Source organism: Metabacillus litoralis (genome assembly GCF_003667825.1).
In the GTDB taxonomy this organism is placed as follows: domain Bacteria; phylum Bacillota; class Bacilli; order Bacillales; family Bacillaceae; genus Metabacillus; species Metabacillus litoralis_B.
The window spans coordinates 2,670,299-2,689,235 of the sequence record NZ_CP033043.1 but is presented as its reverse complement, the minus strand read 5'-3'; the positions used below and the strand labels follow the sequence as shown (position 1 = coordinate 2,689,235).

Below are 18,937 nucleotides of genomic sequence, written 5' to 3'. Positions count from 1 at the left end.
AGAATAGGTGTGTGACACAGATGAAAAAAAGTAGTGAAATTGTAGGTTTACCAATTATTAGTATTACAGCGGGGTTAGAGCTAGGAAATGTAAAATCACTTGTGGTGAATCCTGAAAAAGGGACGGTTGATTTTTTAACAGTTGAACACGATGACTGGCAGGTTAGTGTTAAGGCTATTCCATTTAGAAAAGTGATTGGAATTGGTGAGTTTGCCGTTACAATCGATTCAGATAATGCCATTATTGACTTAAATGAAATTCCAATCGCTAATCAGCTTGTTAATAAACGAATTAAAATCACTGATACTCGTGTGATTACTCGAAAAGGTCAATTACTTGGAGAAGCGAAAGAATATTACCTAAATGAAGAAACAGGTGTTATTATTGGCCTTCACTTGTTTGTAAACAATAAGGATGTATATGTAAAGTCAGAGCATGTACTAACATTTGGAAAAGATATATTAGTTGTAAGTGAAGATGCTGCCGCAGCATTACTGGAGTCTGCAAAACAGCTTGTTGAAGAGGACGTTTCAACAGAAAACCAAAATAGTACGGTAGAAGAATTATTAGAAGATCTATTACCAGTAGAAAAGAAAGATCAATTTGAGGATCTTGACAATGAACAGATTGATGTAATTAAGGAAAAACAAATACAGTTATTAGAAGGAAAAAGAGTCATTAAAGATATTTATGGATCTGATCAGCAATTACTTATTGAAAAAGGTACTGTCTTGTCAAATGATGATATAAAAAAGGCCCAAAATGATGGACCAAGTACTTTTGTTGAACTGTCTATGAATACTGAAATGTAAAAAGGAGCAACCAATTTTGAACTTAAACAGAGGGTTGAAAATATATCTAGTATTGCTTATTTCCACTGTTTATTTGGTTAGTTTTTCACAAATGGGTGTGAAGGCTTATGATGCATTTCTGTCAAAAGGAACTTTTGAGCCAGGAACACTAATTGGTTCTGTCAATATAGAAAATATGACAAAAGAGCAGGCTATAAATGAGTTGAATCAAGAAGTAGCAGCATGGTTTAAAGGTCAATATTTGCAGCTGTCTATTAATGAAGAAAATACAGTAATCGGACAGGACTTTTTTACCTTTGATTTTCCAGCAACAGTTGACTCGATCACTAATGGAGCGAGTAATGAGTTGATAGTATCAGTTAATCAAACTGTTTATGAAGAACAACTAAAATCCCTGCTTAATGAGCGGTACGATACGATTGATCATGAGCAACTTCAAGCTGTAATTGAAGTTGCTGTGAAAAAGATGGTTCCTGAAAATCAATTTTTCTCAATTGGAGCATATGTAAAAAGCGACTTAAATACAGTAGCAGCAGAAAATTTTGTTTCAACATCATTTGATTATAACTTGGTTCAAAGGGTGGTTGACTCAATTGGCACAATCACCGTACCAGCTCAATCACAAGTTTCTATGCTAGAACTTATAGAGAAATCAGACAATCTTCCACAGGAAGGGTTAAATGTTGTTTCATCAGCCCTTTATAAAACATTTCTAACAACTAATTTTGTCATTGTTGAACGCCATACAGGTCATGAGTTGCCAGAAACAATTGAACTTGGATATGAGGCAAATATTATAAAGGATAAGTCTGATTTAAAATGGTATAACCCGAATCAATCGGAATATACGATTTCTTTAAAGTTAACGAATGCTGGGCTACTTGTAAGAATAAATGGGGCACCTTTTTTATACAGCTATAAGGTAAATTTAGAGGAAAAAACATCTTTTAAACCAAAATCAATTATTCGATATACTAGTTTACTAGAAGAGGGTCAAGAAAAGGTCATTCAGAAAGGTAAGGATGGTTTATCTGTTAAGATCACTCGTGAGGTATTTGATTTAGAGGGAGCCTTTGTTGAGTCCGAGGAAATTGCCGAAGATTTTTATCCTCCTACTCATAAAATAATTGAAACTGGTTTCATTAATAGATTGCTAAATAATCAATCTACTAACGACATCAGTGAAGAGACTGAAAGTACGAAGCAGGAAACAATAGAAAACGACGAATCATCTGAAGAAGACAACAAAGATAGCAATACATCTGGGAATGAAGAGAAATCTAACAGTGAAGATATTTGGGAAACTCCTTCAAAAAATGCAATTGAAAAATAACCTTAATTAAAGAAGGGATTATGGATGAACGATACTAGAAAAAGATTGGGAGACTTATTACTAGATTCAGGACTTATAACAGCAGAACAACTACAATCGGCTCTAGCAGAAAAACAAAAGGGGCAGCGATTAGGGGATGCCTTACTTGAAAGAGGGTTTATTACAGAGCAGCAATTAATTGAGGTTCTAGAATTTCAGTTAGGAATTCCACATGTAAGCTTGTATCGTTTTCCGTTTGATCAAAAATTAATTAAGCTTGTTTCAAAAGAAATGGCTAAGCGTAATTTATTAATTCCAATCAAAATTGAGGGAGACAAGCTTTTTGTTGCGATGGCAGACCCGATGGATTTCTATGCCATTGATGATCTCCGTCTAGCAACAGGGTTTCAAATTGAAACAGCCATTGCCTCAAAAGATGATATTTTAAGAGCCATTAATAAGTACTATGAAATTGATGACAGCATGTCAGATATTATGAACCAATTAACGGTTCAAGATGAGGTTCAGGAAGAGAAAATCACAAGTGATGACTCACCTGTTGTTAGACTTGTTAATCAAATACTTCAAAACGCTGTTCAACAAAAAGCCAGTGATATTCATATTGATCCTCAGGAAACAAAAGTGTTAATTCGCTTTCGTGTTGACGGTGTCCTAAAAAATGAACGAACATTTCCAAAGCATATGCAAAGCGTTTTAGTTGCCCGTCTGAAAATCATGGCAAATTTAGATATTACCGAACACCGAGTTCCGCAGGATGGTCGAATTAAAATGCATATCGAATTTCATCCAATTGATCTTCGTGTTTCAACACTTCCGACGATCTACGGTGAGAAGATTGTTATGCGTATTTTGGATCTGGGCAGTACCTTAAATGATTTAAACAAGCTTGGTTTTAATAGCTTAAATTTAAAAAGATTCAAAACATTAATAGAAAATCCTACAGGAATTATGTTGATTACAGGTCCAACAGGCTCAGGGAAATCTTCCACTTTGTATGCAGCGTTAAACCACTTAAATTCAGAGGAAGTAAATATCATTACGATTGAAGATCCAGTTGAATATCAGCTTGAAGGAATCAATCAAATTCAAGTCAATGCAAATGTTGGAATGACATTTGCAAAAGGGCTGCGATCCATTCTTCGTCAAGATCCTAATATTATTATGGTCGGGGAAATTCGTGACCGTGAAACAGCTGATGTTGCAGTACGTGCATCGTTAACAGGACATTTAGTGTTAAGCACGCTTCATACAAATGATTCATTGGGTACCATTACACGTTTGGTTGATATGGGAGTAGAACCGTTTTTAGTGGCCTCTTCTTTAACTGGTGTTGTGGCTCAACGACTTGTTCGGAAAGTATGCCGTGATTGTGCTTCAGAACAAGCCCCTACACAACGAGAAATAGAGATTTTTGCTAAAAGAGGGTTGTCGATTGATAAAGTTGTAAGAGGCAGAGGCTGTGGAACTTGTAATATGACAGGCTATAAAGGAAGATTAGCCATCCATGAGCTTCTCATGTTGAGTGACGAAATGAAACGAGTGATCATGAATAATGAACCATTTTCAAGGCTTCGTGATCTGGCGATAAAAAATAAAACAATCTTTTTAATTGATGATGGTCTACTAAAGGTAAAGCAAGGCTTAACAACAACAGAAGAAATTTTACGTGTGACTGTAGCGGAGTAGGTGAAAACATTGAAAGCAAAAATTGACTCTATATTAAAGCTTGCTTATGAAAAGCAAGCTTCAGACATTCATTTGTCAGTTGGTGTGCCTCCCGTTATACGAATTAACGGCGAGTTAGTTCGAATTGGCGAAAACATGTTAATGCCTGCTGATACAGAAGAAATGGCAAAGGGAATGATTTCTTCAGCAAAATGGTCATTGTTTGAAGAAAAAGGAGAGCTTGATTTTTCTTACGGAATTCCAGGTGTATCTCGCTTTCGTGTTAATGCATTTCGTCAGCGCTCTTGTATCTCTCTAGCTGTACGAATTGTTCCAAGAAATATTCCATCAATTGACGATTTGCAGTTGCCATCGATTTTAAAATCAATTGTGGAAAAGCCCCATGGACTTATCTTAGTAACTGGACCAACCGGCAGTGGAAAATCAACAACACTTGCGTCGATGATTTCCTTTATGAATCAAACGATGAAGCGCCATGTTATTACACTTGAGGATCCGATTGAATATTTGCATAAACATCAAAAATGTATTGTTGATCAACGTGAAGTTGGTTTTGATACAGGTAGCTTTGCATCAGGTTTAAAAGCAGCACTAAGACAGGATCCAGATGTGATTTTAGTTGGAGAGCTTCGCGATTTAGAAACAATTCACACAGCAATAACTGCAGCAGAAACAGGACATCTTGTTCTTGGTACACTTCACACGTCGTCTGCTGCATCAACAGTTGATAGGATCATCGATGTGTTTCCGGCTAATCAGCAGCCACAAATCCGACTTCAGCTTGCTTCCGTGTTAGTAGGGGTTATATCACAAAGGCTTTTCCCGACAGTTGATAAATCAGGGCGCCGTGCTGTAACTGAAATTTTATTAAATAACTCGGCAGTTGCCAGCTTAATACGAAATGAAAAAACATACCAAATTCCGAGCGTGATTCAAACAAGTCGAGCACAAGGAATGCAAACCTTTGAAAGCTCTCTTTCAGAGTATGTAAAAGCAGGCATTATTTCTTCTGAAGCAGCTTTACCTTACAAACAAGGGACGACAGACTAATGGCAAAATTTAAATATGAAGGTCGTGACCGTACAGGTAAAAAGTCAGGGAAAGTAACTGCCAATTCAAGGCGTGAAGCGGTGTTAAAACTAAGTGAACTCGGAATACGAATTACCAATATTGAAGAAATACCAGAAACACTGTTAACAAAGGATATAGCAATTGGTAATCCTGTAAAGCTTCAGGAATTTGTTATTTATCTTAGGCAATTTTCCACGTTGTTACGAGCAGGAGTGACAATAGTAGATGCAACAAATATCTTAGCTAAGCAAACTAGCAGTAAACCGCTACGAAAAGCATTAGAGCAAATGGAGGATGATTTAAAATCCGGACAAGCCTTATCTGTTGCAGCAGCAAAGCATAAACGGATCTTTTCATCGATGTTCGTGAATATGATTAAAGCTGGTGAAGCAAGCGGTAGTATGGAAGAAACACTGGACAGGCTTGCTGTTCAATATGAAAAACAGCATCGGACTAAGCAAAAGATTCAATCTGCGTTGGCTTATCCTATGGCTGTTGCGATTGTCGCTGTTGTTGTTGTTATCTTCTTACTAGTTTCTGTTGTTCCTACCTTCGTTTCCATGTTTGAAGGATTTGGAGCACAATTACCGGCTATTACACTGTTTGTCTTAAACTCTAGTATTTTTATGCAAGAGTATTGGTATATTGTTATCCTGTTTTTTGTTGCTGTTTTTTCTACCTTTTACGGGTTACGGAAAAATAAGCAGACAAAGTATTATTTAGATGTTGTTGCCCTTCGTATGCCGATCTTTGGAAGTATGATTCAAAAAGCTGTATTAGCACGAATGACAAGAACACTTAGTTCGTTATTTTCAAGCTCTGTGCCGATTCTTCAGTCTTTATTAATTGTGGAAAAAATCGTTGAAAATGAAGTCGTAGCAAAGGTGATCGCCAATTCTCGTGTTTCCTTGGAAAATGGTTTGTCATTAACAGAACCGATGAAAAAGCATTGGGCATTCCCACCACTTGTTACTCAAATGATCGCCATTGGGGAAGAAACGGGTTCGTTAGATGAAATGCTTGGAAAAGTCGCGGACTTTTATGAAGAAGAAGTAGAAAACAGCACAGACCGACTAAAGTCACTAATTGAGCCATTAATGATCGTTCTATTAGCAGGTATAGTTGGTACGATTGTCATAGCCATTATCGTTCCAATGTTCGATATATTCAACCACGTACAGATGTGAATTTACAATATTTTTATATTCACTACCTAAACTATTGATGTATAATTAACATAGATTTAGGGAATTAGAACTAAGCTTTTAGGAGGAAAAGAAATGTTGAAAAAACTTATGAAAAATGAGCGCGGATTAACGTTAATCGAGCTTTTAGCGGTAGTTGTAATCCTTGGGATTATTGCTGCGATCGCGATTCCGGCGATTGGTGGGATGATTAATAACTCACGTATGGATGCTCATATTGCGAATGCAAAACAAATAGCAAATGCTGCTAGGTTAACAGTAGCAGCTGAGGCAACACCAATACCAGATGATGGAGTAGAAATTGGTTTAGATGACTTAATTGAAGATGGGTTAATAGAAGCAATTGACGACCCTAGTGATGATGGAGACTACAGTGCTGCAGATACTGTTGTTAACGTGTTTCAGGGAACTGATGAAATTGAATATCGTGTACAATTAGTTAGTCAAGAAGATCATAATTATATAGTAAGGGCTGAAGGACAAGATACAATCCCTAATGCTGATGATCTTGAAAGAGAAAATATTGATTTACCATAAATGAATTTTTAAAGATAGATAGCCAAAATATGTAATGGCTATCTATCTTTCTATAAGGAGCTAAGGCATGTTAACAACCATCATCCTACACACCTACATCTTCATACTAGGCGCAACACTCGGCTCCTTTTTCAATGTCGTCGGACTCCGTGTCCCACTAAAAAAATCCATTGCATACCCAAGCTCAGCATGCCCTGTATGTGACAAAAAACTATCACCAATTGAACTAATTCCAATACTTTCTTACGTACTCCAAATGGGCAAATGCAAAAACTGCAAAACGTCTATTTCACCATTATATCCATCAATGGAACTACTAACAGCGATTCTTTTTACGATTTCACCGCTTTTGGTGGGATGGTCAAAAGAATTGATTATAGCATGGTCACTTATTTCACTTTGCATGATTGTTACCGTATCAGATTTGAAATATATGATTATTCCTGATAAGGTGAATTTGTTTTTTCTTGTTTTATTTTTTATTGAAAGAATGTTCATACGTACTGAACCATGGTGGGATCCAATTGCCGGTCTAATTATTGGGACTCTTGTACCTCTCGTTATTATTTTAGTCAGTCGAGGAGGTATGGGGGGCGGAGATATGAAGCTTTTAGCTGTTTTTGGTGTTGTGCTTGGCTGGAAACTTGTGCTCCTAACCTTTTTTATAGCCACATTAGTTGGTACGATAGTAGGAGTAGCTGGAATGCTGACAGGTCGTGTGAAAAAGGGCAAACCTTTCCCTTTTGGTCCGTTTCTTGTTATTGGCGCTTTAGTGGCTTATTTCTTTGGTTCTGACCTTATCTCGCTATACATGACTACATTCTTTTCTTACTTATATTAAGAAGGGGTTTTTTATAATGGCTCTTCCTTTATTTAGACAAACTAAACATTCTATTAACTTATATATATCAAATTATTCCATTCAATTGCTTGAGCTTAAAAGTACAGATCCACTAGTTGTGAACCATTTTGTTGAAACGTATTTGCCTGAAGGAATTGTCGTAGACGGGCAGATTAAGGATGCTGATAAGCTTGCGATGATTTTGGATCAGTGTATGAGTGACTGGGGGATCAAGCGTAAACAGGTACGATTTATAACTCCGGATGCATTCATCAGTGTTCGAAAAGTGAAGGTACCGGCAGATTTAAAAGATGATGAGATAAAAGGCTATCTTTATTTAGAGCTTGGGAACAATATTCATCTTCCTTTTGAAGAGCCTGTATTTGACTTTGTTCCTCTGCAAGAAACAGAGATTGAAAAGGAAATTCTTCTGTTTGCAGCACCAGAGGCTATGATTAAGCAATACACAGAGCTACTTGATGATTTGAAGCTAGAGGCAACTGCTGCAGATTTATCGGCACTTTCTAATTACAGATTGCTTTATAACAAACAGCATGTGAAAAGTAAAGATAACACATTGTTAGTGGAAGTAAAGCTTGACTCAGTCAATTTTAGTATATTTGAAGATTGTAAGCCGATTTTTACACGTCATTTACCGTTAGAAGGAATGTTGAAAAAATGGTCGTACAAACTTGAAACGGAAACACAATTATACTATCAATATGAATGTAAAGAGCCTGAAGAGCTTTCTCTTCAATTTCGGGATGTTGTGAAAGAAATCGAAAAAATCATCAATTTCTATCGATTTAGTCTTCATCAAGGAGATCATCAAATAACACATATTGAATTATTAGGTGATAATCCGTATATACATGAATTACAGAAAGACTTAAAAGAGCTGGGAACATCCATTACTATTTCTCTTTTCAAAGATCGTGTATACACACATAAAAACATAGTTGTTCCCGCTAAGTTTCATACTGTGCTTGGATTAGCATTAAAAGAGGTGTAAATCATCATGTTAGCGGAAATTAATTTACTCCCACAAAAACAGCAAAGAAATTACACCAATATTCTCGTTATCTTAATTGTGGCCGTCATGCTACTCTGTGCAACGCTGACTATTTTTTCATTACTGAACAAGAAAAATGGACAAATAGCTCAATTAGAACAAGAATATAATACAGCTCAGCAGCAGACGACCGTTCTGCAGCAGCAAGCGAGTCAAAGTACTGATTCCGATGCTTTATCAAATTTGGAAAAGGCTATTCAATGGTCTGAAGAATATCCAGTAGATTTTGTTCCTTTATTAAATGAATTAACAAAGCAGCTGCCTGAAAAAGGGTATTTCTATCAAATGGATTACTTGGATAGCTCTTCACTGGAATTGATTGTACAGTTTGAGTCATCTAGTGAAACAGCCTATTATTTAAAAAGACTCAAAGAATCTAACTTATTAGAAGAAGTGAAATTACTAACAGTAGAAACGGTACCAATTGATGTAGCAAAAGAAGATTCTGTTCCGCGATATCTTGCTGGATATAAACTGCTTATTGACAGAGCTGCCCTTAAGGCTTTTGGAGAGGAGGACAGTGAAGAATGATTGAATGGAGAAAAAAACATACAATAATCATCGTCCTTACACTTGTTCTATCTTCTCTTGTTGTTTATTTTTCTTATTTACTTTTCATTAAGCCAAAAGCTCAACAAATAGACAGCTTGCAAAGTCAAATTGAAACGGAAAATACACTTATTCAAACTTTGCAAAAGTCTAGTGCTGGATCAACTAGTAATGAAGCGATGCTTTCTGCAGTAGAATTACAAAAAATTCTGCCAGTTAGTCCTTTTGAAGAACAATTTCTTCTAGACTTAGAAAAAGCGGAGACAATATCTAATAGTATGATTACGTCATTAACTTTTCAAGAAGGTGAAGAGGTCACTACTGAAGAAGAGGGTGACGAGCTTGTCGAAGCATACGAAGAGAAATTAGATCCTGATGCAGAAAAAGACAATGCTGCAGAAACATCCCAAGAAGTAAAAACAGAGCCAATGCCGGAAGGGTTGGAAAAATTAACGGTTGAATTAACCGTAACATCTCCGAGCTATTATGAATTAGAAGATTTTATCCGAATTTTGGAAAACTCTAAAAGAATAACACAAATTGAATCTGTTTCAGTAGAAGGAAATCCTGAATTCGTTCATCTCCTTGAAGATAGTGAGGAAACAGATTATGAATACAATGTTGTTGTTTCGACATTTTATTTACCTAGCTTGGAAGAGTTACGAGAACAGCTACCACCAATTTTTACGCCTGAGCCAAGTGATAAACAAAATCCATTTACAAATGCGATTGAAGAAGAGGACGAAGACCAATCATAGCATGTGAAAAAAATGACGAAAAAAATTAAGGATGAGACGACAAATGTCTTGTTCTTTTTTTTTATCCTTCTGTTAGCATTAGATCATTATGAATGGTCGTGTTTTCAAAGAAGGGTGGTAGGCATATGGACAAGCAGACCTCAGACACAGTAAAAATTAAAATAAATGGTAAAGATCGTCCTGTGTCAGATAAAGAACCAAAAACAGAAGAATATCAAATATCGTCATGGGAGGAGAAGCTACAGGCTGAAAAAGAAATAGCTTCTGCTAAAAAAGAAGAAGAAGATTTTCCTTGGCTTTTGCCTGAGGATGATGACACTATTTTTGAAGATGATCCTAAGGTAGTGACTCCTAAGAAGAAGAAAATTTTATCAAATTCAACAGTCACACCTTTTGTTTATTCGAAAAAAACAAAAAGCAAAAGTAATTTTGTCACATTTCCTTTAAAACAAATGTTCACAGTGATTCTTATGGCCATTTTTCTAGGAGTTGGATTTGGTTATATTGCATTAAACTTTTTATCTAATAAAGATATGCCAGATGCGTCTGTTCCTACGGTTGTCACAAATGACACACCTGATACAGCTTCAACCGAGGGTGGCAATACAGAGGAGCCAGCAGCAGCTTCAACCTCTACGACAACTCTTCAGCTTTACGCTGTACAAGGTGGGATCTTTTCAACGAAAGAAGGAGCAGATACAGTTTCGTCTAATATAAAAAATAAAGGATTCTCTTCTACAGTGATTGAGGCGGATGGATCTTTCACAGTTTTAGCTGGTATTGGGAAAGAGAAAGCCGAAACAGAAGCCTTAAACAATCTGTATAAACAAAACTCGTTTAATGATTTTTGGGGAGGAAAACAATTATCCCTTTCCATCGCAACTACTAAGACCCCCGATCAGTGGGTAAGCTCAATTGTTACTTTATCTTCACTAGCTTCTCAAGCAACAAATGGGCAAAGTGTGAATCAAGAAGACATAGTGGCTGTTGAGTCACAAATAAAAGAAATTGAAACTGCGAACGAGACAGAAAAGTCTTTACTTAGCAAGCTCTCAGAAGCTGCTGCAAATGTTAAAGGTAATAAAGGGTGGGAAGCTCAGCAAGCTATTTTAGAAGTTGTTGCAAGCTTACAATCTTAGAATAAGAGACTGATAAAAGATATTTTTACTCTTTTATCAGTCTTTTTTTATACAAATTGGCATTTGAGCAATCACTAAAATTCGACACTTTAAAATTTAATATTACAAAATTGTCCTAAAAAAAATCCTTTGGTAAGATATAGAAGTATCTTCTAATCTGAAACGAAGAAAGGATGTTTTCACATGAAAAAAAACCTCATTTTAGCTTCAGCTTCTCCCCGTAGAAAAGAACTTCTAGAGATTCTCCAACTTCCTTTTGAAGTGATCGCCAGTGAGGTGGAGGAGGTTGTTGACGAGACGCTCAGTCCTGCCGAGATTGTTCAATCATTGGCTGAGCAAAAAGCCACAAGTGTAGCCGAAAACGTTTCAAATGCTTTTGTTATTGGATCAGACACGCTTGTTGTTTATGAAGGGAAAATGCTAGGTAAGCCTAAGGACTTCTCTGAAGCCGTCCAAATGCTTAAAATGCTATCAGGAAAAACACATGAGGTGTATACAGGAGTATGTCTTATAAACAACGATGATGTGCGTTCCTTTTATGAAAAAACGAGCGTAACGTTTTATTCTTTAACAGATAAGGAAATTGATGAATATGTTCAAACAGGTGAGCCGATGGACAAAGCAGGTGCATACGGAATTCAAGGGTATGGATCATTGCTTGTAAAGGAAATTCATGGTGATTATTATTCAGTAGTTGGTCTGCCGATTGCTAGAACAAAAAGAGAACTTGTTACAGCAGGGTTTACATGGTAAGAGGAAAAATGTAAATCATTTTGTGGCATAAAAAGGTAACAAAGGAAACATTCTATTACACATAGAGAAAAGAATGAACAGAGCAGAAAGGGAAATGAAGGAGGATAAATGGAAACATCAACTTTTAAAATCCGGGATTTCCCTCAAGATGAACGACCGAGAGAACGCTTGTTAAACGAAGGTTCTGATAAGCTTTCTAATCAGGAACTATTAGCCATTTTGTTACGAACAGGCACAAAGAAAGAATCTGTACTAGATTTGTCACAAAAACTGTTAAAGCATTTTGAAGGCCTAAGAATGTTAAAAGACGCATCTGTTGAGGAGATTACGACAATTTCAGGGATTGGAACCGCTAAGGCAGTCCAAATATTAGCTGCTCTTGAGCTTGGGCGCAGAATCAACCGTTTAACGTATGAAGATCGGTATGTTATTCGTTCTCCGCAGGATGGTGCGAATTATGTTATGGAAGAAATGCGTTTTTTAAGTCAGGAACACTTTGTTTGTCTCTACTTGAATACAAAAAATCAAGTACTTCATAAACAAACCGTGTTTATTGGCAGTCTTAACGCATCTATAGTACATCCAAGGGAGGTTTTTAAGGAAGCGTTAAAAAGATCTGCGGCTTCTTTAATATGTGTCCATAATCATCCCTCGGGCGACCCGTCACCGAGTAGAGAAGACATTGAGGTAACAAAACGGTTATCAGAATGTGGAAAGGTGTTAGGTATAGAACTTTTGGACCATCTTATCATTGGTGAACAAAAATTTGTTAGTCTGAAAGAAAAAGGCTACATGTAATACTTTTTTTTTTGAGTAATTACGATATAATAAGTCTTATGGGTTTTTTAGGGTCACCAGAAAAACTCATGTTTTTATGGAAGATGAAGAAAAGTTGCGAAAAAAATCTCACTTGTTAGTAACGGGCAAGCTAACCTCCAAAAGAAGAAAGTTGCATTCTGTCAATTTTCATAAAAATAAGCAAAAGTATATTTCGTTTCAGAAAGGAAGATACACCCTATGTTCGGTATTGGTACAAGAGACCTTGGAATAGATTTGGGGACTGCAAACACACTTGTGTTTGTTAAAGGAAGAGGAATTGTTGTTCGGGAGCCATCTGTAGTTGCTCTGCAAACAGACACAAAGCAAATTGTTGCCGTTGGTAATGATGCAAAAAACATGATCGGACGTACGCCTGGAAATGTTGTTGCCCTTCGACCAATGAAGGATGGAGTTATTGCAGATTATGAAACTACAGCGACAATGATGAAGTATTATATTAAGCAAGCAACGAAAACAAAAGGTGTTTTCTCAAGAAAGCCTTATGTTATGGTTTGTGTTCCTTCAGGTATAACAGCGGTAGAGGAAAGAGCTGTTATTGATGCAACAAGACAAGCAGGTGCCCGTGATGCTTATACAATAGAAGAGCCATTCGCTGCTGCTATCGGTGCAAATCTACCTGTATGGGAACCAACAGGAAGTATGGTTGTTGATATTGGTGGTGGAACGACGGAAGTAGCCATTATATCACTAGGTGGAATTGTAACAAGTCAATCAATTCGTGTTGCCGGTGATGAAATGGATGAGGCTATTACTACATACATTCGCAAAACATATAACTTAATGATCGGTGATCGTACTGCTGAAGCGATCAAAGTAGAAATTGGTTCAGCAGGTTCTCCTGATGGCGTGGAAAACATGGATATTCGTGGACGTGACTTATTAACAGGATTGCCGAAAACAATTGAGATTACCGCTGAGGAAATTGCTGAAGCCCTGAAAGACACGGTTTATATGATTGTTGATTCAGTGAAAAATACATTGGAAAAAACTCCGCCAGAGCTTGCCGCGGATATTATGGACCGTGGAATTGTGTTAACAGGAGGGGGAGCCCTTCTTCGCAACCTTGATAAGGTGATTGGTGAAGAAACGAATATGCCGGTATTAATCGCAGAAGATCCGTTAGATTGTGTAGCAATCGGAACAGGTAAAGCTTTAGAGCATATTCATTTGTTTAAAAATAAAGCTAGAGATAGTCGTTAACTTTTGTAAAGAGCATTTGTTTTATAAATCAGGCTGGTACTGACTCGCAGTGCTGGCTCTGTTTTATGTTAGTAAGAAGGATAAGATTTTTAGGAATGATAGGATAAGAAAGACAACGGTTTTCGTCATTCTACTTGGCGCTAAGCCGAGTTTTTCTACTAAATTAGAAATAAGAGGGTGTTCATCATGCCACAGTTTTTTCTAAATAAACGCCTTATCTTGTTACTAGTAAGTGTGATCGTTTTAGTGGCATTGATTGGTTTTTCTTTAAAAGATAATCGAGAGCTATCTTGGCCGGAACAATTTTTGCAAGACACCGTAAGTGTTTTTCAATCAATTTTTCATAAGCCTGCAACATATGTATCAAACTTTTTTGAGAATGTGAACGATTTAAAAAATACGTATGAAGAAAATGAGCTACTAAAAAGTAGACTTGATGAATATATGCAGCTTGAAGCTGATCTACAAGAGTACAAAATTGAAAATGAAAAACTAAAGGCTGAGCTTGGAAAGGTTGCCGATTTAAGGGATTATGATCCAATATTTTCAGCTGTAATAGGTCGAAATCCAGATAAATGGTATGACTATGTTTCCATTGATAAAGGAGAACAAGACGGTGTTGAGCCGAACATGGCTGTTGTCACAGCACAAGGACTGGTTGGAAAAGTAAAATCAGCCTCTCAATTCACATCGACTGTACAACTTTTAAGTGCAACAGATTTGAAAAATCGAATATCAGCTGAAGTACAACCACTGCCAGTAGCTGATGGTGATGAAAAAGAAAACGACACAACTAAAAATAATGAGAAAATTACAGGGTTAATTGAAGGTTATGACGAAGAAAGAGGAGCCCTTCTGCTTCGTCGTATTAAATCAAATGTTAAGCTTATAGAAGGTCAAAAAGTCATAACAGCAGGCATAGGAGGTGTTTTCCCTGGAGGAATTCTTATTGGGGAGATTACCGAAGTAGAGCCTGATTCATATGGGTTGGAACAAATGGCCTATGTAAAGCCTGCAGCTAATTTTTACGATATTGACCGGGTATGGGTAGCGAAACGAAACGCAGCATCAGAAGATCCGGTGGAAGCATTGGCTGAAGAGGAGGAGGAGGAATCTTGAGACGTTTCATTCTTCCTTTTCTTGTCTTTTTTTCGTTTATAAGTGAAAGTACCTTTGCACATTTAGTTTCACTTTCATTTATATCCGAAGATTATATATTTGTTCCGAGGTTTATTTTAATTTTTGTCATTTTCATTACTGTATACTTAAATCGTACCCAAGGTATGTTATTTGGCTTTATATTTGGACTTTTACACGATATTATTTATATTGAAGTCATGGGAATTTATCTTTTTGCTTACGGATTTTTGGCCTATCTCATATCTAAGGCAATGAAGGTACTACATGGACACGTATTAATCGTCTTATTTCTTACGCTTATAGCTATATCTGTGCTTGAGTACTATGTTTATGGAATTAATTATTTAATTGATGCAACAAACATGTCTCTCTATGATTTTACAACGTTAAGGTTACTTCCAACCTTAGCATTAAATATTGTTGTTGCTAGTTTATGTATTTATCCATTAAAAACATTTTTAACGAAATTAAAGTTGGCAGAGTCAGAGGATTAAGATTAACGGGCAAATGAGATTCCTATAACATTCAATATAGAATGAATGATATGATTACAATAGAAAAACTCGGCTTATTTTCAAGTTCTATGGCAAAAGTCTTAGTTTTTCATATACTATCTTTCCTAAAATCTTATATTATTTGATAGTATAAAAAAGGATTTAGAGCATTTCTGTCGAATAGTAAAATCGTTGAGGTGAACGTCATGAAGGTCCAAAAACAGCAATATGTTACGATAAAAGGCACTAAAGATGGCTTAACGTTACATCTCGATGATTCATGTTCTTTTGACCAATTGCTCCAGGAGCTTGAGGAAATGCTGTCTTTAAAGCAATATGTTCAACAAGGCGGTCCGGTTATTGGAGTTAATGTAAAGGTTGGAAATCGTTTCATAGATAAGAATCAGCGAGAAAAACTAGAATCGGTTATTAAGCAGAAGCGGAATCTTCTGGTAGAGTCAATTGATAGTAATGTTATGACGAAGGATGAGGCACTAAGATTAAAAAGAGAGACTGAAATCGTTTCTATTACGAAAATTGTGCGCTCCGGTCAAGTTCTTAAGGTGAATGGAGATCTACTGCTAATAGGTGATGTGAATCCAGGTGGAACAGTAAGTGCCGCTGGGAATATTTTTGTTCTAGGAGCGTTAAGAGGTATTGCGCATGCTGGTGTAAATGGAAATCAACAAGCTGTAATTGCTGCTTCAATAATGAAGCCAACACAGCTGCGCATCGGTGAGGTTATTAATCGGGCTCCAGATCATATACCAAACGAGGGTAATGAGATGGAATGTGCTTATATTAATGAAGACGAAGAAATGGTAATTGAGAGATTACAGCAACTTACTCATCTACGACCGAATTTAACGAGGTTTGAAGGGGGAATCTAACAATGGGTGAAGCAATTGTCATTACCTCAGGTAAAGGTGGCGTTGGTAAAACAACGACATCGGCAAATATTGGGACAGCTTTAGCTATATTAGGCAAACGAGTTTGTCTAGTAGATACAGACATCGGTCTTCGAAACCTGGATGTTGTAATGGGGCTTGAGAACCGAATTATTTATGATTTAGTAGATGTGGTTGAAGGTCGTTGTAAAATGCATCAGGCGCTTGTAAAGGACAAGCGTTTTGAAGATTTACTATATTTATTACCTGCTGCGCAAACAAGTGATAAAACGGCTGTTAAACCGGAACAAATGAAAAAGCTAATTAATGAATTAAAACAAGATTATGATTATATTGTTATAGATTGTCCTGCTGGCATCGAACAAGGATATAAAAATGCGGTGGCCGGTGCGGATAAAGCAATTGTTGTTACAACACCTGAAATTTCAGCTGTTCGTGATGCAGACCGAATTATTGGGTTACTAGAGCAAGAAGAGATTGAACCACCTAAACTTATTGTTAATCGTATTCGCAACCATTTAGTGAAAAATGGAGATATGCTTGATGTAGATGAAATTGTGACACATTTATCGATTGATTTAATCGGCATTGTCGCTGATGATGATGATGTTATTAAGGCATCTAACAATGGAGAGCCGATTGCGATGAATCCGGATAACCGTGCAGCAATTGCCTACAGAAATATTGCTCGTCGAATTCTTGGAGAATCTGTCCCATTACAATCTTTAGAAGATCAAAATAAAGGGATGTTTGTTAAACTAAAAAAATTCTTCGGTGTACGAGTTTAAATACTAGATTTATAGATTAAATGACTGGTGTCTAATTCTAACCATATTACAATGGTGATTTTAGATACCGGTCATTTTTTGTTCATATCCTGGCAGGACAAGGCATACACTTGTACAAACTTGCTAAAAGGATGGATGGGGATGAGTCATCGAGCGGATGAAGTAAGAAAAAGAATTGCAAAGCGGAAACGTGAAAAAGGTTTATCAAATGGAAATAGTCATGAACCAAGCCGTACCTCATTATTTATAAGTGATGAAGAGCGATATGGCGGTATTTATTCTCCTCCTACATATGAGGGGGAACCTGGTAAGTCAAACGGAGGACACCCACTCTTTCGAACAGAAGTATTCATGTTTAAGATTTTGTTTTCAGCCATATTGGTTCTGGTCACTGCTATTGTCTTTAAAAATGGAGCACCGATGTTTGATCAAGCTAAATCGGTAATCAATTATTCACTTGAAGAAGAGTTTCAATTTGCAGCTGTATCCAAATGGTATCAAGATCAATTTGGAGAACCACTAGCTTTATTTCAACCAAAGGACGAAAATAAAACAGAGACAGAGAACGATACTCAAATGGTACAACTTGCTGTACCGGCCTCAGGTAAGGTGTTAGAGTCTTTTAAAGACAATGGACAAGGGATAATGGTAGAAACGAATCGACCGTCTGTTGAAGCGATGAATGAAGGGATTATCATCGAAGCTGGTGAAAAGGGTCAAACGGGGCTAACGATTGTTCTTCAGCATGCTGATGGCACAAAGTCATGGTATGGAAACTTAGATAAAGTTGATGTTGCACTATATGATTATGTTGAAAAAGGTAAGGAGTTAGGTAAAATAAAACTTTCTGAAAATCAAAAAGGAACGTATTATTTTGCGATAAAAAAGGGCGATGCATTTATAGACCCAATTCAGGTGATCCAATTTGAGTAAATATCTTTCACTTCTACAAAAAATTCATATACATCCTTTGTTATGGGTCATGATTGCCATTAGTATCGTCACTGCAAATTTCAAACCTCTCTTCTTTTTAATGATTATTATTTTTGTACATGAAATGGGCCATGCAATAAGTGCTCATTTTTTTTCTTGGAGGATAAAAAATATTATGCTTCTCCCATTTGGAGGGGTTGCCGAGGTTGATGAACATGGTAATCGCTCATTAAAAGAAGAGTTTATTGTGGTCCTTGCAGGTCCTATCCAGCATCTTTGGCTTCAAGGTGCAGCTTTTCTTTTGTTTTTTTTCGGGTTTGTAAACCCGGATGATTATCAACTGTTTTCGTTTTATAATATGACCATTCTCCTTTTTAATTTGTTACCAATCTGGCCCCTTGATGGCGGAAAGCTGTTATTTATTTTATTCTCAAATTTTTGGTCATATCAAAAAGCCCACTTTCATATGATGATTTCTTCTCTTATTTTTTTAGGATTATACGTGAGTAGTACGATTTTGTTTTCACCTACACATCTTAATATGTGGATCATTACTACTTTCCTTATTTATAGTTTGTATCATGAACATAAAAACAGGATGTATAGCTGTCTACGATTTTTAATGGAAAGATATTATGGAAAACAGGCATCAATCAATCATATTAAGCCAATTGTTGTGGAAGAAAATGAGTTCATTTATGATGTGCTTCTTCAATTTCAAAGAGGCTGTAAGCACTTAATAATCGTTGAAAGAGATGGCGTGAAGATTTCTCAAATGGACGAAAATGAGTTACTGCATGCTTATTTTGCTGATAAATTAACAGATTCAAAAATTGGTGATCTTGTGTATGCCTATTAATTCTCTTGTCCATGTTATG

The 18,937-nt window shown here is 36.6% G+C and carries 20 protein-coding genes; all 20 read left to right on the top strand.

Going from position 1 to position 18,937, the window contains the following annotated elements; translation table 11 throughout:
- Nucleotides 1-20 precede the first annotated feature (20 nt).
- The 20 genes from D9842_RS13455 to D9842_RS13360 all read left to right on the top strand — a co-directional run bounded on the left by D9842_RS13455 (nucleotide 21) and on the right by D9842_RS13360 (nucleotide 18,918).
- Nucleotides 21-812 (top strand): PRC-barrel domain-containing protein, encoded by a 792-nt coding sequence (locus D9842_RS13455; protein WP_121662985.1) that lies wholly within the window; start codon nucleotides 21-23, stop codon nucleotides 810-812.
- A gap of 16 nt (nucleotides 813-828) precedes the next feature.
- Nucleotides 829-2,145, top strand: coding sequence for a VanW family protein (locus tag D9842_RS13450; RefSeq protein ID WP_121662984.1), 1,317 nt, complete (start codon nucleotides 829-831; stop codon nucleotides 2,143-2,145).
- Between the two features lie 24 nt (nucleotides 2,146-2,169).
- Nucleotides 2,170-3,831: a GspE/PulE family protein gene (locus D9842_RS13445; protein ID WP_121662983.1), complete on the top strand. Its 1,662-nt coding sequence runs from the start codon at nucleotides 2,170-2,172 to the stop codon at nucleotides 3,829-3,831.
- 9 nt (nucleotides 3,832-3,840) lie between these two features.
- The gene (locus tag D9842_RS13440) at nucleotides 3,841-4,881 is read left to right on the top strand and encodes a type IV pilus twitching motility protein PilT (protein ID WP_121662982.1); all 1,041 of its coding nucleotides are present in this window, start codon (nucleotides 3,841-3,843) and stop codon (nucleotides 4,879-4,881) included.
- On the top strand, nucleotides 4,881-6,089 hold the full coding sequence (locus D9842_RS13435; RefSeq protein WP_121662981.1) for a type II secretion system F family protein: 1,209 nt from the start codon (nucleotides 4,881-4,883) through the stop codon (nucleotides 6,087-6,089). Before D9842_RS13440 ends, D9842_RS13435 begins: the two co-directional genes overlap by 1 nt.
- 93 nt (nucleotides 6,090-6,182) lie before the next feature.
- Entirely contained in the window at nucleotides 6,183-6,644 is a 462-nt protein-coding gene (locus D9842_RS13430; protein ID WP_121662980.1) for a prepilin-type N-terminal cleavage/methylation domain-containing protein, read from the top strand.
- Between the two features lie 67 nt (nucleotides 6,645-6,711).
- Nucleotides 6,712-7,485, top strand: a complete 774-nt coding sequence (locus tag D9842_RS13425) for a prepilin peptidase (protein ID WP_121662979.1) — start codon at nucleotides 6,712-6,714, stop codon at nucleotides 7,483-7,485.
- A gap of 16 nt (nucleotides 7,486-7,501) precedes the next feature.
- Nucleotides 7,502-8,497: a type IV pilus biogenesis protein PilM gene (gene pilM / locus D9842_RS13420; protein WP_121662978.1), complete on the top strand. Its 996-nt coding sequence runs from the start codon at nucleotides 7,502-7,504 to the stop codon at nucleotides 8,495-8,497.
- 6 nt (nucleotides 8,498-8,503) lie between these two features.
- The gene (locus D9842_RS13415; RefSeq protein WP_121662977.1) at nucleotides 8,504-9,088 is read left to right on the top strand and encodes a PilN domain-containing protein; all 585 of its coding nucleotides are present in this window, start codon (nucleotides 8,504-8,506) and stop codon (nucleotides 9,086-9,088) included.
- On the top strand, nucleotides 9,085-9,864 hold the full coding sequence (locus D9842_RS13410) for a pilus assembly protein PilO (RefSeq protein ID WP_121662976.1): 780 nt from the start codon (nucleotides 9,085-9,087) through the stop codon (nucleotides 9,862-9,864). The genes D9842_RS13415 and D9842_RS13410 overlap by 4 nt, the downstream gene beginning before the upstream one ends.
- 125 nt (nucleotides 9,865-9,989) lie before the next feature.
- The gene (locus tag D9842_RS13405; RefSeq protein WP_162987429.1) at nucleotides 9,990-11,003 is read left to right on the top strand and encodes an SPOR domain-containing protein; all 1,014 of its coding nucleotides are present in this window, start codon (nucleotides 9,990-9,992) and stop codon (nucleotides 11,001-11,003) included.
- Between the two features lie 183 nt (nucleotides 11,004-11,186).
- Nucleotides 11,187-11,756, top strand: a complete 570-nt coding sequence (locus D9842_RS13400) for a Maf family protein (RefSeq protein WP_121662974.1) — start codon at nucleotides 11,187-11,189, stop codon at nucleotides 11,754-11,756.
- Between the two features lie 108 nt (nucleotides 11,757-11,864).
- Nucleotides 11,865-12,554: a RadC family protein gene (gene radC / locus D9842_RS13395; RefSeq protein ID WP_121662973.1), complete on the top strand. Its 690-nt coding sequence runs from the start codon at nucleotides 11,865-11,867 to the stop codon at nucleotides 12,552-12,554.
- Between the two features lie 219 nt (nucleotides 12,555-12,773).
- Nucleotides 12,774-13,796: a rod shape-determining protein gene (locus D9842_RS13390; protein ID WP_098798738.1), complete on the top strand. Its 1,023-nt coding sequence runs from the start codon at nucleotides 12,774-12,776 to the stop codon at nucleotides 13,794-13,796.
- Between the two features lie 186 nt (nucleotides 13,797-13,982).
- A complete protein-coding gene (gene mreC, locus D9842_RS13385) occupies nucleotides 13,983-14,915 on the top strand; it encodes a rod shape-determining protein MreC (protein ID WP_121662972.1) in 933 nt (310 codons plus the stop codon).
- Nucleotides 14,912-15,430: a rod shape-determining protein MreD gene (gene mreD, locus D9842_RS13380; RefSeq protein WP_162987428.1), complete on the top strand. Its 519-nt coding sequence runs from the start codon at nucleotides 14,912-14,914 to the stop codon at nucleotides 15,428-15,430. The genes mreC and mreD overlap by 4 nt, the downstream gene beginning before the upstream one ends.
- A 206-nt stretch (nucleotides 15,431-15,636) precedes the next feature.
- The gene (gene minC / locus D9842_RS13375) at nucleotides 15,637-16,320 is read left to right on the top strand and encodes a septum site-determining protein MinC (protein WP_121662970.1); all 684 of its coding nucleotides are present in this window, start codon (nucleotides 15,637-15,639) and stop codon (nucleotides 16,318-16,320) included.
- Nucleotides 16,321-16,322: 2 nt separating this feature from the next.
- A complete protein-coding gene (gene minD, locus D9842_RS13370) occupies nucleotides 16,323-17,126 on the top strand; it encodes a septum site-determining protein MinD (RefSeq protein ID WP_098798742.1) in 804 nt (267 codons plus the stop codon).
- 141 nt (nucleotides 17,127-17,267) lie between these two features.
- On the top strand, nucleotides 17,268-18,059 hold the full coding sequence (locus tag D9842_RS13365) for a M23 family metallopeptidase (RefSeq protein WP_121662969.1): 792 nt from the start codon (nucleotides 17,268-17,270) through the stop codon (nucleotides 18,057-18,059).
- Complete coding sequence (locus tag D9842_RS13360) at nucleotides 18,052-18,918, top strand: M50 family metallopeptidase (RefSeq protein WP_121662968.1); 867 nt, start codon at nucleotides 18,052-18,054, stop codon at nucleotides 18,916-18,918. Before D9842_RS13365 ends, D9842_RS13360 begins: the two co-directional genes overlap by 8 nt.
- The last annotated feature ends 19 nt before the right edge of the window (nucleotides 18,919-18,937 follow it).